This window comes from Paenibacillus sp. PDC88, assembly GCF_900106725.1.
In the GTDB taxonomy this organism is placed as follows: Bacteria; Bacillota; Bacilli; order Paenibacillales; family Paenibacillaceae; genus Paenibacillus; species Paenibacillus shunpengii.
Genome location: NZ_FNNT01000002.1, coordinates 238,003 through 252,560, shown reverse-complemented (window position 1 = coordinate 252,560; position 14,558 = coordinate 238,003). Strand labels below are relative to the sequence as shown.

The following is a 14,558-nucleotide window of genomic DNA, read 5'->3' as shown; positions in this document are numbered from 1 at the left end:
GGTTAGTAACGCTCCAATTGTGCATTATAGTTATCCAGATTGGCTCTGATCTCCTCAATGGAATCTCCGCCGAATTTCTCCAGAAACGCCTTGGCAATCTCCCAGGCAACCACATGCTCCATGACTACACTCGCAGCAGGAACTGCGCAAGCATCCGAACGTTCCACTTGAGCCGTGAACGGCTCTTTCGTATCAATATCCACACTTTGCAGTGGCTTGTATAACGTAGGAATCGGCTTCATTACACCGCGTACTACAACAGGCATGCCGTTCGTCACACCGCCCTCAAACCCGCCCAGGCGATTGGATGCACGATGGTATCCCTTATCCTCACTGTACAGGATTTCATCATGAACCTGTGATCCCGGAATCGTACCCGCTTCAAATCCAATACCGATCTCGACACCCTTGAAGGCATTAATTGACATGACGGCCTGTGCAATACGTCCATCAAGCTTACGATCATACTGTACATAGCTTCCAAGCCCGACAGGAACACCTTCCACGATACATTCTACAATGCCGCCAATGGAGTCCCCATCTTTCTTGATCTGATCAATGTAAGCTTCCATCTTCTTCTCTGTTTCAGGATCGGTTACACGAACTGAGGAAGCTTCTGTACGGCTGCGCAGCTCTTCGATCGGGAGTTCCTCATACGGAGCTTCGATCTCACCGATTCGCAGCACGCGGCCGGCAATTTGTATCCCGAACTCAGCCAGAAGCTGACGTGCAATGGCTCCCACCGCCACTCGTACCGTCGTTTCCCGAGCACTGGAGCGCTCAAGCACATTTCTGAGATCCTTCAGATTGTATTTAAGTCCTCCATTCAGATCTGCATGTCCTGGCCTTGGACGATGGATTCTACGCTTCTCTTCATCAGTGCCTTCAATCGGCTCAATGTTCATAATATTACGCCAGTGCGTCCAGTCCTTATTCTCAACGACCAGTGCTACCGGCGCTCCTGTTGTATATCCATGGCGTATACCGCCAACAAATTCAGCTGTGTCCTTCTCTATTTGCATCCGACGCCCGCGTCCGTACCCCTTCTGGCGGCGATGCAGCTGAAAATTCAGCTCCTCAAAATCTACTTTCATATTACTTGGAAGTCCCTCTACGATTGCTGTCAATTGGGGTCCGTGCGTTTCCCCTGCGGTTAAATAACGAAGACTCATAATACGTTCCCCCTTTATACTGTTAAGCTTTAAACTGCTAAAATGTTTAATCTTTGATCATTATAGTATAGCATGTTATGTTTGACAAGAATGGATCTGTTTTCGCCCCATTCCAGTTATTCGAATGGGGATATGAAGAAACGCCTATCCTCATAACGGGACAGGCGTTTCTTTATATGCTCCATTACTTGCCAGTCGTTAGTCCAGCCCGCCATGACAGCTCATGACGATCAGCATCAGACTGAGACTTGATCTCACCAAGCATCCGCTCCATTTGAGTCGTGTCCAGCCCGATGATCTGGGCACACTCCCGGATATTGATTAACCCTTGTCTATATGCAGTGATTACCGTTCTTTTGTCCATTCTTTTACCCCCAAAAAGTCTTTACGCAGATAGTTCCAGTATTGGGCAATTCATACTAGAACTATACTTAAATAGACTTTTGGTAAAAAAAGGTGTCTGCCGAAACCAAGTTATATTGAGCGGGAGAAAAGATCTGCTCTGTGCTTCCCACGAACAATACCCCGCCCGGTCTAAGCGCCTTGGCGAACTTTTGATACAGTAAATGCTTCGCCTCTTCCGTAAAATAAATCATGACATTTCGGCAAACGATGAGATCAAAACCTTCCTCAAATGTATCAGACAGCAAGTTCTGCTTGCTAAAGCGCACCGCCTGTTTCAGCCTGCGATCAATATGAAACTGAAGCCCATCCTCTGTAAAGTAACGTCTGCACACGGACTCAGGCACTTCTCTCAGTGAACGCTCCAGATATGTACCCTTGCTGGCTCTGGCCAGAGCCCCTTCATCAATATCAGTTGCGAGCAATTCCGTCTGACTTAACAAGCCCAACATATCAACAATCATAGCCAATGTATACGGCTCTTCGCCTGTAGAACAAGCGGCACTCCAGATCTTGAGCTTCTGTTGATCCCGGGTCAGGCTGGGCAGAATGCGATCCTTAAGTACTTCCCATCTGTTCCGGTTCCGCCAAAATTCAGAGACATTGATGGTCATTCGATCCAGAAATTCAAGAAATAAAGCTTTGTTGCGGGTCATTTCATCAAAAAAGGATGCAAAGCCCTCATGCCCGTGCTTGTTACGAAGCGTCGTAAGTCTTCGTTTCATTTGGGCTTCTTTGTATTGCGAAAGATCAATACCCGTGGCCTGTTTTACATTACGAACAAATAGCAAGTAATCGGATTGCGTAGTTTCCATCTCTAGATTGGACACATGAAACCTTCTTTCTTAGGAAAAGAACCGCACATTTTATGTCCAGACAGCAATCGTTTTATCATAAGCAACCAGTTCTTCTTCTGCAAAGAAATTACGGAGTTCTCTGGCCGCACTCTCTGGGGAATCAGAGCCATGAATCAAATTATGTGGAGTGATCGCCGCAAAGTCTCCCCGAATCGTGCCAGGAAGCGCTTCTTTCACATTTGTCTTGCCGATGAGCATCCGTGATAGAGTGATAATGTCTTCACCTTCCCATACCATCGCAAATACAGGTCCGGAAGTAATGAAGGACACCAAGTCATCAAAGAAAGGCTTGCCATCATGCTCGGCGTAGTGACGTTTAGCTTGTTCATCTGTGACCTGTACAAATTTCCCTGCCACCAGCTTAAACCCCTTGTCCTCAAACCGGCTAATAATACGTCCAATCAATCCACGCTGAACCCCATCTGGTTTCACCATTAAAAAAGTACGCTCCATCGTCTATTCCCTCCAGGCTTTGTTTAAGAATCAGGGCGTATCTTAAACACAAAAAACAAATTCCACTCCAGTGAGTTATAAGACACGCCCCAGCTAGCTGCATAATGACTTTCGACTTGCTTTCTTGATGTTCCTGCCAGGTTAATATGAACGTTTTACAACAAAATGAGCGATATCCCGTAGATTTTTCTTCGTCTTAATGTCAGGAAGTCCTTCCAGTGCATCAAGAGCTTTATTCATATATCGGTCAGCGAGCGCCTCAGCTTTAGCCATTCCATCGCTTTCACGAATCATGCCTACTGCAGCTTGCACGGACCCCTTGTCTCCATCTTCATGAATCCGATGAATAAGCTGGAGCAGGTCCTCCCGAATACGCTCTTCCTGCAACGCGAAAATAACAGGTATCGTAATATTGCCCTGAAGCATGTCACTACCGGGCGGTTTGCCGAGCTGCTTCTCTGTGCCTCTCAGATCAAGCAGATCATCCTGAATCTGAAAGGCCATGCCTACATTGTAGCCATAGCTGTAGAGTCTTCTGCACACCTCTTTATCGGCACCGGCTGCCACAGCCCCAAGCTGACAGCTGATCGCGATAAGGAGTGCTGTTTTGCGCCGTATCCGCAGCAAATAGTTACGTACACTTTGATCGGTGTTAAAGAAGTCCCTGATCTGTTCCATTTCGCCAATCGTCATTTGCACCATAGCCTTCGCCATCGTCTGATGGATCAGCGGATTAGGCAGCTCCGCTATAATCGACATGGCACGTGCATAGATATAGTCACCCGTATACATCGCGATCCGGTTGTCCCATTTCGATTTGACGGTAAGCTGTCCTCGTCTTGTTTCCGCATTGTCAATTACATCATCATGAACAAGCGACGAGGAATGGATCAGCTCTAGCGGAACTGCCACGTGCTTCAATACCTCGATGTCATAGTTCCCAAACTTCCCCCCAAGCAGGACAAAGACCGGTCTAAGCCGTTTGCCGCCTGCTTTAAGCAAGTGCAGTGACGTTTCGGCAAGCAGAGGCTCACTCGTTTCTACACCGCGGTATAACTCTTTCTCTATATAACTTATATCCTTTTTTAGTGCTGTCAAAATATCAAGTAGTTTCATTCCGTCACCCGTATCAGCTTATTCTCATTCCAGAGATCCACCTGGACCTCATGCTCCATGAGACCAAGCTCATGTGCATAACGGAAATACAGTTGCAGCCCTTGCAACTCATTTTCGCCAAAATCATAAACCAAATTTCTAAAATACGCATACCAATATGCCTCAGAACCGCCAATGTGCTGTACTGCATGCTTAACAACGGGTGCAAGATCACGCAGGCTTGCAGTCTTGCTGCTATAAAACGCATCAGCAATCTCTTTTACAGCATCTCCATTGTTGTCCGCGTAACTTCGATTTACTGCCCACACGGCATAAGTCATCCGGTGCCCAGTATACCGATACCATAACTCACCCAGATCGTAAACATAATAATCATGGTCTGCCCAGGAAGCTTTGATGGCATGGTCTCCAATAAGCAGAGCAGCATCTGCATTCTCCATCATACTCTCAAGTTCAGGCTCCATCGTAATATAATCAGGATTACCCTCATAGAACTTCGTCATAATCACTTTGAGCAAATTTACTGAGGTTGCTGAAGTATTGGTCAGTGCAATCGTACGGTTTACGATAGATTCAATGGGTTCCTTGCTGAATAGCAGAATGGATTTCACTTCTCCCCGGCTGCTGACTGAAATATCCGGTAACAGGAATAATCGATCCGATGCCATGCCGTATGCAAAGGAAGACATCGCACTTAAATCCAGTGATCCTTCATGTATTCGTTCATTCAATCTGGCAGGCACCTCAGTGACCAGCTCTGCCGGATTCGTAAGCCCAGCCGGCTCGAAGTAGTGATACATAGGCCATGCATTGGTGTAGCTTATTTTTCCGATGGTGGTTACTTGATGTAATTCCTTCAATTCTCCTCCCCCCATCTCTTAAATAAGTTATGCTCGATGTGAAGAACATCCAGTACTTTACCCACCAAGAAATGGATAAGGTCATCCATCGTTTTAGGATGATAATAGAATGCCGGCATCGCTGGAATCATTTTCACACCAAGCCGGCTCAGCTTCAGCATATTTTCCAGGTGAATCGCATGAAGCGGAGTTTCCCGGGGCACCAGTACGAGTGGACGTCCTTCTTTCATCATGACATCAGCCGCCCTGGCCATCAAGTTGTCCGAGGCTCCATGCGCTATCGCTGATAACGTCCCCATTGAGCACGGCATTATAATCATGCCATCCATTAAGAAGGATCCGCTTGCAATAGAAGCCCCTATATCGCTAACAGGATGATATATAAGAGAACCGGGTCGGTTCCCGAACTTCTCGTTCAAAATCCCTTCCCGGTCCGAAACATTCCAGCCTAGTTCTTCTTTTAACACACGCCAGCCTGCATTCGAAACGACAAGATGTATCTCATAATCCTGATCAAGCAATGTCTCGATCAGCCTGACTCCGTAAATACTGCCACTCGCGCCCGTTATGCCGACAGCGAGTCTTTTTAATCTATTCATAGGTCAGATCACCACCGCGTCGATAAGAGTAAACAATAGAATGACCATGCTGACCCAGCTGTTCAGCGTAAAGAATGCGGTCTGTACCCGGCTCATATCGTTTGGTGACACAATCATATGCTCGTATATTAGAAGTCCGCATGATATTAGTATACCTATTGCATATATCCAGCTCAAATCGGTCATGAAAAATAAGGAAATAAATCCGATTGCCGTTATGATATGAAAATATTTTGCGATATTCAATGCACCTTGGGTTCCAAATCGGGAAGGGATGGAATACACGCCTTCCTTCTGGTCAAAATCGATATCCTGACAAGCATATATTATATCAAAGCCAGCCGTCCAAAAGGCGGCAGAGAGATATAGCACAATTGCAGCAAGATTTATTTCCCCCGTCACAGCAACCCACCCGCCGAGCGGGGCTAGTCCAATCGTCAATCCAAGCACAACATGGCACAGCCATGTAAACCGTTTAGTATACGAGTATATTACGAGCATAAACACCGCAATAGGCAGCAGCTTCATCGATAAGGGATTAAGCTGTGATGCGGCCCAGAATAACAGAATAAACGATATGATTACAAAAATAACAACTTCACTTATCTTGAGCAGTCCTGCAGGTATGGCTCTTCCGGCTGTGCGCGGATTTTTGCCATCGATCACCCGGTCTATCATTCGGTTTAAGCCGAAGGCTGCACTCCGAGCTCCCACCATGGCGAGCAGAATCCATCCAATCTCAGCCCAGAATGGCAGCCTTTCATTTATTTCTGTAGAACCAAGGATGGCTCCCATAAAAGCAAATGGCAGAGCAAATAAGGTATGCTCTATTTTAATCATTTCCAGAAAAACACCGATCTTTTTAAACATGCTGACTCTCCTTGCTCCCAATATGTAATGCTGCGATTCCGCCTGTCAGCGGATAGGACCTCACATCCTTGAGTCCCGTTTCCCTGAAGATGTGTTCAAGCTCTTCTCTTCCAGGAAACATCGCTAGAGAGTCAGGCAGCCATTTGTACTGTTCGTAGCGTTTAGCAAGAAGCTTACCCATAAAAGGCAAAATACGTCTAAAATAAAAATAATAAATCCCCTTAAAAGGCTGCCACGTCGGCTTTGACAGCTCCAAACATACGACCATTCCACCCGGCTTGACGACCCGCTGCATCTCTGACAGCACTTGTCTTAGGTCCGGGACATTGCGAAGACCAAAGCCAATGGTTACATAATCAAACGAATGATCTTCATAAGGAAGCTGCATGGCATTTCCTTGAACAAGCGTAATTTGCTGATCTCGACCCTGCTGTGCCACCTTCTCCCGTCCGACTGCAAGCATATTGCTGCTGAAATCCAGTCCATTGATGTGACCTGTTTCACTTGCTTCTGCAAGGCTGATCGTCCAGTCGCAGGTCCCGCAGCATACATCCAGCGCCGTTTGCCCACGCTGCACATTCATCTTCTTCATGGTGAACTTTCGCCAAGCCTTGTGACGCCTGAAGCTGAGCGTGTCGTTCATAAAATCGTATTTAGTAGCAATGCTTTGAAACACCGAATGAACGTGCTGCTCCTTCGGATTCTCCCCTTCATGCTGCATGTTCGAACCACCTTTTATTCACTTATCAAACAACTTTGCCAGGTGCTCTGTATGTACGGTACGATTCCATCATCTTCAAGATTTCCTGTACAACCACCTGATCGCTTATTTCATTCTCAATAAATCGTTCAGTATCATTCACCGAATGACGAAGCTTGTCCGTTAAAAATTCCTGTGTTCTGTGCTTAAGCGTGAGCTGAATCCATTCATTAGGCTCAAGCTCATTCCTGTTAAGGGCTCCCTTAACATTGGAATCCGTATGGCCTAGAATCTGATAATAAGCGAGACGATAACGAGAGCGTTCCATATCTCTCACATGTTCAATCTCCTCAATGAGCATATCGAACAAACTAAATGCGCTGAGGACTCGATCGAACAACGAGACTTCTTCAGCTGAGATCATGCTCTGAAAAGAAAGAAACAGCTGCTTCTTCAGCTGCACGGATTCGTTAACGTATTCCTCTGCTGTAACCAGCTGTCGTCTCATTCGATTGTACAGATTCATTTTCCGCTCGTTCACGATGCAGATTCCTTCACTGAGGGATGCTACAACGGAGATTTGACCTGCTGCAGCCAGAAGTTGATAGAACCTCGCGCTGAAATAATCGCCACCAAGTACTTTTAGCTGACGAGATCGCATCTCCTGTTCCTTCAGATCCTCCTCATGAACATCGATCATCTCATGTGTATCAAGACCCATTTGTACAAGTGCAGTAACGAGGGAATATAACTCACTATGCTCCGCTGATCGAACCGGTCCACGATTCAAAAAAAACGCAAGCAGCCGTACACGGCCATCAGGAAAATTCGGAATTTCCGTATGCCGCTGAATCATATCATAGTTTGTATATTTTTTTGCAAGATTAGGTACGCGGTATGTAGTCATCCTGATCCTCCGAGCCATTAAATAAGTAACGTATCAATTGCATAAATAAGAAATTAATTCAAATAGCATATATTCACAATCTTATCTATTATAGCATACGATCGAAATGATCGCACAAGCATCATTAACCCTTTTCAACGTAAAATGAACTGTCTGCGCCATAAATTCGTCTCCGACATATGAAACCATATTTTAAGCTCCTCAGGGAGCTCAGCGCTCTTCCAGGTTTCAAGCAATTGCAGTGCTTCAAGACTCCACTCGCTCCGCCTGATATCTGCCGATAACAGCAGATGACGGCTTCCCGTCCAATCATCCTGAGCCAGAACCCGCAGCATCAGCTGCTGCACATTAGCGGTCTCCTCAAAAGAAAAGGATGCGACAGTCGCTATATCTTCGTAAATATCAGATGGATCACTTGATTCATCTGCTGCTCTCAAATCAATAGTGAGAACATTGCTGTTCCAATTCACTTTGCTGATCTGTGCCTCAAGCTTCAATTCATGCAAGTAATCGACCAGATTGTGGTCCTCCAGTCTAATCGGATCCCTGCTCTGCAGAACCTCGCGGGCATCCTGAAGAAAGGAGTCTTTTTGAATGGAAACAAATGTAGCTAGCAGCATGAGTGTACTTAATGAGATGGAAAGGACTATGAGAATGACTTTTTTCTTCTTCAAAAAGATTCGCCTCCCATTTCCTATTGTGAGCTCGTAAGACAAGGCCCATACCTCATTGTACAAAGAAAAAAAGCAGGCTATGCCTGCATTTTGAAGTCGCGTAAAAATAAGCGGTTATTGATCTGTTTCGATCTTCCCATGCTTGGTCATCACTTCTGCTTTGCCCCGCACTTTGATTGCTGAAGTATGATCTGTGAATTGGGCGATCATGACTTCACCTTTATCGAGCTTCTCCGTGTGATGAAATCTTGTATCATGTCCTCGGGTCAGTCCAATGACGTGCACACCGTTCTCTTTTGCCTTAATCACGATATAATCGCCGCCTAATGGAATTTCCATGCCCACTGCCCCTTTTCAATTAAATGAAAAAAGCCGTGAACGTATTCACGGTCTTTTTGGTTACCTGGTCGTATGTAGAAATCTTATTTGATTCCATCTTTGAGCGCTTTGCCTGGTTTGAAAGCAGGAATTTTGCTCGCAGGAATTTCGATTTCTTCACCTGTCTGCGGATTACGTCCTTTACGTGCAGAACGCTCGCGTACTTCAAAGTTACCGAAACCAACGAGTTGTACTTTATCTCCATTTTGCAGAGCTTCGGAAATGGCTTCGAATACAGCATCCACTGCTTTCGTAACATCCTTCTTCGACAATTCAGTTGCCTCTGTAACTTGTGCAATCAGATCAGATTTATTCAAGTGTATTCACCTCCTGAAATATCTTAAGTGTTATACTGTGTTTCCGTTTTACCGCAAAATATACGTGGCTAGGCTATTTTTATACTAATAGGTTCATATGCCCGGCTCATTACATCCGCGCCAAGAAGGGGAAATATCTAGTCACAGGACTATATTTCTCTTGAACGGACAAACTTTATAGTAATACAGTCAGAATACAATTTCAAGTGAATTCAGCGCTATATATAGTTAAAATTGATAGATTCTTCGTCGTTTTATGAGCTAATGGTCCATTACACCGTTTATGGACAAGCAAAATAACCGAAAAGGATATATCCTTTCGGTTATTTTAGTGACTAGCCTGAAGTTACAGAATGATGGCGATCAGTCCGCCAGAGCCTTCATTAATAATGCGTCCGAGTGTTTCCTGCAGCTTGTATCTTGCATTATCCGGCATCATGGCAATCTTGCCTTGAATGCCCTCACGTACGATGGAATGAAGCGAACGGCCAAACATATCTGAATCCCATACCTTAATCGGATCATTCTCAAAGTCCTGCATGAGGTATCGTACAAGCTCCTCACTCTGCTTCTCTGTGCCTATAATCGGCGCGAACTCAGACTCGACATCCACCCGAATCATATGGATCGAAGGCGCAGTCGCTTTCAGTCTGACACCAAATCTGGTTCCTTGACGGATCAGCTCCGGCTCATCAAGCGCCATTTCAGCAAGCGAAGGTGCGGCGATGCCGTAGCCTGTCGTTTTTACCATCTCGAGCGCTTCGGCAAAGCGATCATATTCTTTTTTTGCATGAGCAAAGTCCTGCATGAGCTGTAACAGATGGTCTTTGCCCCGAATTTCAATACCCACCACTTCATACAGAATCTGATCATACAATTCATCGGGTGCGTAGAGATCAATCTCTGCAACGCCCTGCCCCATATTCATCCCGCTGAGTCCAGCGCGGTCAATGAATTCATATTCCATGAACTGAGACACCACACGATCGACATCTCTCAACCGGCGAATGTCTTTGACTGTATCGCGCACGGAATTTTCATAATTCGAACGCAGCCAGTGATTTTCATTCAACACCATGACCCAGCTCGGCAAGTTGACGTTCACTTCATGAACCGGGAACTCATAGAGTACTTCTCTCAGTACGCCGGTTACATCATCTTCTGTCATGGTCGCTGCGCTTACGGTCATTACTGGAATATCATATTTCTCTGCGAGCTCGGCACGAAGCTGCTGTGCTTCTTCACTTTTTGGCTTGATGGAGTTGATGATCAGAACAAATGGCTTGCCGACCTCTTTGAGCTCAGCGATGACTCGCTCCTCGGACTCCACATAGGACTCCCGCGGAATTTCGGCAATCGTTCCATCTGTCGTTACGACAACACCTAGCGTCGAATGCTCTTGAATTACCTTACGTGTTCCAATCTCAGCTGCTTCCTGAAAAGGAATTGGCTCCTCGAACCATGGCGTCGATATCATCCGTGGTCCATTCTCATCCTCGTAGCCTTTTGCTCCTTCTACCGCGTAGCCTACACAGTCTACCAGTCTCACATTGACATCAAGACCGTCGGCTACCTTGATCTGCACTGCCGTATTTGGCACAAATTTGGGCTCTGTGGTCATGATGGTTTTACCTGCAGCGCTCTGCGGCAATTCGTCTACTGCGCGGACACGATCGGAATCACTCGTAATGTTTGGCAATACGATCGTTTCCATGAAGCGTTTAATGAATGTGGATTTTCCTGTGCGAACTGCGCCGACAACACCGAGATAAATGTCCCCGCCAGTGCGTTCGGCAATGTCTTTGAAAATGTCTACTTTTTCCAAGTGAAATCCCCTCCTAAAAATACTCCGAAGGAAAAATGCTAAAGAGCATCCGCTTCGTTTTCAATCAGACGTTAAACCCTGTAAGCGGTAGAACAGCTTATAAAAATTGCCCGGAAGTCGTCCGCCGCCGACAATCACATTCTGATCAAAGAGAGAAGATGAGCGGCGTAACTCGTACATGCTTTTGGACTAGTATCATAGTATGTACATGACCACTGCGGTATGACGCCTTTTCTAAAATTTCTATCACCAGACCGGATTTTTCTGATGATAGACGTCACCCTCTGCAGTCCATCCACACTAAACATATGACTCTCAGGAGCTTTTTAGAACGTTCGGCTATTGGCGTTCCATTTTTACCTCCCTCTCAGGCGTTCCATTTTTATCTCCTTCTCTCCGGTTGCTTCGCAAAAGTCGTTCAGGATCTAAAAATTCCACTGAGGTTTTTTGTAGGTAGCTCGAAAGTGGTCGTTCGCTTAAAGGACTAAACGCATCCTTCTTTAGTTCCTCTCAGGCGTTCCATTTTTATCTCCCTCTCTCCGGTTGCTTCGCAAAAGTCGTTCAGGATCTAAAAATTCCACTCAAGTTTTTTTGTAGGTAGTTCGAGGTGGTCGTTCGCTTAAAGGACTAAACGCATTCCTTCTTTAGCTCCTCGCGACGTTCCATTTTTAGTTCCTCTCAGGCGTTCCATTTTTATCTCCCTCTCTCCGGTTGCTTCGCAAAAGTCGTTTGGGATCTAAAAATTCCACTGAGGTTTTTTGTAGGTAGCTCGAGGGGGGACTTTGCTTAAAGAGATACTTCGCTCAAGGGCACAAGGCGCTGCCATTTCTAGGCACAAAAAAAACCGCCAATCTGGCGGCTTTGGATATATTTATTCTAGTACTGCAAGTGGGGCAGAGCCATCCCAATGATACGGCAATGATTTTACTGGCACATGATGTGAACGCTCCGTTAGCAGTTCTCTAAGATCCTCAGTTTCGGAAGGGGCAAGCTGCTCCCGCTCAATCACCTGCATGATGTCCACAGCATAATCGGCATATACATTTCCGTGATCATCGAGCAGATAGGGAAGAACTTCTCCAGAGTATACACTCTTTAATTCCTGCAATTGATTGGCCCCGCTCTGCAGCTTGTCCAGATCCACCCGAAATATACCGGGTGATACCTCCTCTGAGACTGGCCATTCATCATGTGCAGATTTATATGTCTGAACAGAACGCTGAACATCGTTTACACGCTGAACCGTTGTAAGGTCCATCACCTTTACAACCGGGTCTGTTTCTTCGTTCTGAAGCAGATAATATACGCTGCCTCCTTTTTCGAATGCAGTATTCGGTATATCATCCAGGTATCCCTGCTGCTCCAGCTTGTTCAGGTCAATTCGAAACTTTTCGTATCTTGGAGTCTCGTTACCAGCCGTAATCATAGGTAAAATATGCTGGTCTGACTGGAAGGAATCAATCGCATTCTGAATTCTGTTAACACTGTCGTCATAGTTCACAATTACAGCCTCTGATTCACTGCTTGTCCCCGGATACATACAGCCTGTCAGCATGACCAGGGTCAGAAGAAGTACGCCGAGAACAACAACCCGAAGCTTCCCCTTAGCGAATCGTACTTGATTATGTGACATCGCAAAGTCCGTCCTATTCTAAATCAATATGTGAATACGTTAAAAAAGCATATCCAAATTACCACAATTCATCACGTTCAGCCTGCTGTTTCTCAAGCTGCTTGCGGATTGCGGCCTTTAATTTGTCCTCTGGAAGCTCTACGACGACTGAATCACGGATCACCGCCTGACAAGCAAGCCGGGTTCCTTCATTCAGCCAAGTTCCGAGCTTGTTTATCTCAGCCGTACTTGGATCACTCAAGTTCTTGCGCTCCTGCTCTTGAACAGTTACCTTGCACATCAGGCAGCCCGCCTTCCCCCCGCAGCGAGTAGGAATATGGACTCCTGCTCTTCGCCCAGCTTGAAGCAACGTTGTGCCCTGCTTGACCGTAATTTCCTTGCGCATCGGCAAAAACGTTACCTTCACACTCATCATTAACTTCCTTCCTGCAAGCATTTTCACTGCTGAAGCTAGTGTTTAAATTCTAGTATTTAGCAGCCCCTCTATCCTTCTTAAATCTTGATCTGACCAAACATTCCTGGCAATGAGCTCTTGAATAAGGGGCAAATGCTGCTCCAAGCTCTCACTGATTTTTGTAGCGATGGGAATGTAACGATCCTCTCTTTGACGCAGTACATTGAATAGCAGCTCATGACTCAGTGGAGTTAACTTCACCATGCCTGCAGCTCCCCGTACGCTGTATGGTATTGCATATGAGCTTAATAGCTCGACTTCTGTGCGATAAAATGACCCCTCAGTACATATCTCAAACCCACCGGACAGCTCAACAGCGGAATCCTCAACTCGATAATGGCTTAACAGAGAAGTGTAGGTGCCGCTCCTGTCCAAGACCTGTTCGTCTATTTGCTTGTCTAGAGCGAGCCTATGCAGTAATTTGGCAACCCGAAGATCCGCATAGATATCAATATCATTCGGAGGCTTAGAGAGTCCAACACCTTGGAGCATTAAACTGCTGCTTCCTCCCAATAACCAGAGATAGTCATTTGTATTCCACATGTTGATTAATAATTTCAAAGATCGATCCAGCACCTCATCATGACTCCATTCATTTGGTGAAAATAGCCCTGCCAATCGGCTCACCTTCCCTTTTATCCTTTAAGTATATATCTTGATGCTTCAGTAAGCTCGCCGCATATATGTTATAGCAGGGATTCATCAATATCATTCATCGTTGCTACATGATTGACACTACGCCGCTGAAGAAACCAACTAACATGATAATAAAAGCAATGACGGATAAAATCCCTTTTATTATACCCTTAGTTTTGGCTCTGGCAAAAGTAATGAGAAAAACAGACACTCCCATAATCAAAATTGCGATAATGGAAAGCCACATTTTATCCATTGCACTCATGATTTGCTCCCTTTCGCTGCAACATTATTTTAGGTACGTTTGTCCATAAACATGACCTATTATATCATGAAAAACAGTACTGAACTTCCAAATAAAAGAAAAAAAGAACAAAGATCACAGGCTGCTGCCTCGCTCTTTGTTCTAGATCAGACCTTATTTCTTTTTCATCATCATTTTCATGATTGCTTCCATGTTGCTTGGATTCATACCGCTCTTTTTGACAGCATTTACGATTTCTTTAATCGTTTCTTCACTGACCGGTATATTGGCCATGGCAGAGACCTGCTTGATTAATGTCCGCAGCTGTGCTTCATTTTGCATTGTAGAAGGCTTAACCGTGTTGGCCAATTTTTTGACGGCCCCTTCGGATATTTTCTTACCGGTCTTCTTGTTAATCGCATCCAAAGCATCCTTAGAAAAATCTCCCATTTATTCCCCTC

At 45.5% G+C, this 14,558-nt stretch carries 19 protein-coding genes; all 19 read right to left on the bottom strand.

Annotated features, from left to right (window positions below; all coding sequences use genetic code 11):
• Positions 1 to 2: 2 nt before the first annotated feature.
• Positions 3 to 1,172, bottom strand: a complete 1,170-nt coding sequence (gene aroC, locus BLW49_RS07770) for a chorismate synthase (RefSeq protein ID WP_090723969.1) — start codon at positions 1,170 to 1,172, stop codon at positions 3 to 5.
• 184 nt (positions 1,173 to 1,356) lie between these two features.
• Positions 1,357 to 1,536: a hypothetical protein gene (locus BLW49_RS07765; protein WP_076312890.1), complete on the bottom strand. Its 180-nt coding sequence runs from the start codon at positions 1,534 to 1,536 to the stop codon at positions 1,357 to 1,359.
• Between the two features lie 67 nt (positions 1,537 to 1,603).
• Entirely contained in the window at positions 1,604 to 2,404 is an 801-nt protein-coding gene (locus tag BLW49_RS07760; RefSeq protein WP_090723967.1) for a CheR family methyltransferase, read from the bottom strand.
• A gap of 36 nt (positions 2,405 to 2,440) precedes the next feature.
• The gene (gene ndk / locus BLW49_RS07755; protein ID WP_047911134.1) at positions 2,441 to 2,884 is read right to left on the bottom strand and encodes a nucleoside-diphosphate kinase; all 444 of its coding nucleotides are present in this window, start codon (positions 2,882 to 2,884) and stop codon (positions 2,441 to 2,443) included.
• A 141-nt stretch (positions 2,885 to 3,025) separates the two neighbouring features.
• Positions 3,026 to 4,000, bottom strand: a complete 975-nt coding sequence (locus tag BLW49_RS07750) for a polyprenyl synthetase family protein (protein WP_090723965.1) — start codon at positions 3,998 to 4,000, stop codon at positions 3,026 to 3,028.
• Positions 3,997 to 4,800, bottom strand: a complete 804-nt coding sequence (locus BLW49_RS07745; protein ID WP_256209704.1) for a menaquinone biosynthetic enzyme MqnA/MqnD family protein — start codon at positions 4,798 to 4,800, stop codon at positions 3,997 to 3,999. Before BLW49_RS07745 ends, BLW49_RS07750 begins: the two co-directional genes overlap by 4 nt.
• Before the next feature lie 56 nt (positions 4,801 to 4,856).
• Complete coding sequence (locus BLW49_RS07740; RefSeq protein ID WP_076312894.1) at positions 4,857 to 5,459, bottom strand: UbiX family flavin prenyltransferase; 603 nt, start codon at positions 5,457 to 5,459, stop codon at positions 4,857 to 4,859.
• Positions 5,460 to 5,462: 3 nt separating this feature from the next.
• On the bottom strand, positions 5,463 to 6,329 hold the full coding sequence (locus BLW49_RS07735) for a UbiA-like polyprenyltransferase (protein ID WP_076312895.1): 867 nt from the start codon (positions 6,327 to 6,329) through the stop codon (positions 5,463 to 5,465).
• Positions 6,322 to 7,050, bottom strand: a complete 729-nt coding sequence (locus BLW49_RS07730; RefSeq protein WP_076312896.1) for a demethylmenaquinone methyltransferase — start codon at positions 7,048 to 7,050, stop codon at positions 6,322 to 6,324. Before BLW49_RS07730 ends, BLW49_RS07735 begins: the two co-directional genes overlap by 8 nt.
• A gap of 25 nt (positions 7,051 to 7,075) precedes the next feature.
• Positions 7,076 to 7,936 (bottom strand): heptaprenyl diphosphate synthase component 1, encoded by an 861-nt coding sequence (locus BLW49_RS07725; RefSeq protein WP_076312897.1) that lies wholly within the window; start codon positions 7,934 to 7,936, stop codon positions 7,076 to 7,078.
• Between the two features lie 134 nt (positions 7,937 to 8,070).
• On the bottom strand, positions 8,071 to 8,610 hold the full coding sequence (locus BLW49_RS07720; protein WP_090723962.1) for a hypothetical protein: 540 nt from the start codon (positions 8,608 to 8,610) through the stop codon (positions 8,071 to 8,073).
• A gap of 114 nt (positions 8,611 to 8,724) precedes the next feature.
• On the bottom strand, positions 8,725 to 8,949 hold the full coding sequence (gene mtrB / locus BLW49_RS07715; RefSeq protein ID WP_047911127.1) for a trp RNA-binding attenuation protein MtrB: 225 nt from the start codon (positions 8,947 to 8,949) through the stop codon (positions 8,725 to 8,727).
• 83 nt (positions 8,950 to 9,032) lie between these two features.
• A complete protein-coding gene (locus BLW49_RS07710) occupies positions 9,033 to 9,305 on the bottom strand; it encodes an HU family DNA-binding protein (protein ID WP_047911126.1) in 273 nt (90 codons plus the stop codon).
• Positions 9,306 to 9,651: 346 nt separating this feature from the next.
• Positions 9,652 to 11,130 (bottom strand): stage IV sporulation protein A, encoded by a 1,479-nt coding sequence (gene spoIVA, locus BLW49_RS07705; protein ID WP_047911125.1) that lies wholly within the window; start codon positions 11,128 to 11,130, stop codon positions 9,652 to 9,654.
• An 871-nt stretch (positions 11,131 to 12,001) separates the two neighbouring features.
• Positions 12,002 to 12,763 carry a hypothetical protein gene (locus tag BLW49_RS07700; protein ID WP_090723961.1) on the bottom strand — a complete coding sequence of 254 codons (762 nt, stop codon included), beginning with the start codon at positions 12,761 to 12,763 and terminating at the stop codon, positions 12,002 to 12,004.
• A 58-nt stretch (positions 12,764 to 12,821) separates the two neighbouring features.
• A complete protein-coding gene (locus BLW49_RS07695) occupies positions 12,822 to 13,175 on the bottom strand; it encodes a 2Fe-2S iron-sulfur cluster-binding protein (protein WP_090724513.1) in 354 nt (117 codons plus the stop codon).
• A gap of 45 nt (positions 13,176 to 13,220) precedes the next feature.
• The gene (locus tag BLW49_RS07690; RefSeq protein WP_076312900.1) at positions 13,221 to 13,835 is read right to left on the bottom strand and encodes a hypothetical protein; all 615 of its coding nucleotides are present in this window, start codon (positions 13,833 to 13,835) and stop codon (positions 13,221 to 13,223) included.
• Between the two features lie 103 nt (positions 13,836 to 13,938).
• Positions 13,939 to 14,118 carry a DUF2768 family protein gene (locus BLW49_RS07685; RefSeq protein WP_047911124.1) on the bottom strand — a complete coding sequence of 60 codons (180 nt, stop codon included), beginning with the start codon at positions 14,116 to 14,118 and terminating at the stop codon, positions 13,939 to 13,941.
• 153 nt (positions 14,119 to 14,271) lie between these two features.
• The gene (locus tag BLW49_RS07680; RefSeq protein WP_047911123.1) at positions 14,272 to 14,547 is read right to left on the bottom strand and encodes a stage VI sporulation protein F; all 276 of its coding nucleotides are present in this window, start codon (positions 14,545 to 14,547) and stop codon (positions 14,272 to 14,274) included.
• Between the last annotated feature and the right edge of the window lie 11 nt (positions 14,548 to 14,558).

Coding starts and splice junctions, on each gene's coding strand:
- BLW49_RS07685 (WP_047911124.1), bottom strand. CDS start 14,118: ATGAGTGCAATGGATAAAATGTGGCTTTCCATTATCGCAATTTTGATT.
- BLW49_RS07735 (WP_076312895.1), bottom strand. CDS start 6,329: ATGTTTAAAAAGATCGGTGTTTTTCTGGAAATGATTAAAATAGAGCAT.
- BLW49_RS07725 (WP_076312897.1), bottom strand. CDS start 7,936: ATGACTACATACCGCGTACCTAATCTTGCAAAAAAATATACAAACTAT.
- BLW49_RS07680 (WP_047911123.1), bottom strand. CDS start 14,547: ATGGGAGATTTTTCTAAGGATGCTTTGGATGCGATTAACAAGAAGACC.
- mtrB (WP_047911127.1), bottom strand. CDS start 8,949: ATGGAAATTCCATTAGGCGGCGATTATATCGTGATTAAGGCAAAAGAG.
- BLW49_RS07695 (WP_090724513.1), bottom strand. CDS start 13,175: ATGAGTGTGAAGGTAACGTTTTTGCCGATGCGCAAGGAAATTACGGTC.
- BLW49_RS07745 (WP_256209704.1), bottom strand. CDS start 4,800: ATGTATCACTACTTCGAGCCGGCTGGGCTTACGAATCCGGCAGAGCTG.
- ndk (WP_047911134.1), bottom strand. CDS start 2,884: ATGGAGCGTACTTTTTTAATGGTGAAACCAGATGGGGTTCAGCGTGGA.
- BLW49_RS07740 (WP_076312894.1), bottom strand. CDS start 5,459: ATGAATAGATTAAAAAGACTCGCTGTCGGCATAACGGGCGCGAGTGGC.
- aroC (WP_090723969.1), bottom strand. CDS start 1,172: ATGAGTCTTCGTTATTTAACCGCAGGGGAAACGCACGGACCCCAATTG.
- BLW49_RS07730 (WP_076312896.1), bottom strand. CDS start 7,050: ATGCAGCATGAAGGGGAGAATCCGAAGGAGCAGCACGTTCATTCGGTG.
- BLW49_RS07750 (WP_090723965.1), bottom strand. CDS start 4,000: ATGAAACTACTTGATATTTTGACAGCACTAAAAAAGGATATAAGTTAT.
- BLW49_RS07765 (WP_076312890.1), bottom strand. CDS start 1,536: ATGGACAAAAGAACGGTAATCACTGCATATAGACAAGGGTTAATCAAT.
- BLW49_RS07700 (WP_090723961.1), bottom strand. CDS start 12,763: ATGTCACATAATCAAGTACGATTCGCTAAGGGGAAGCTTCGGGTTGTT.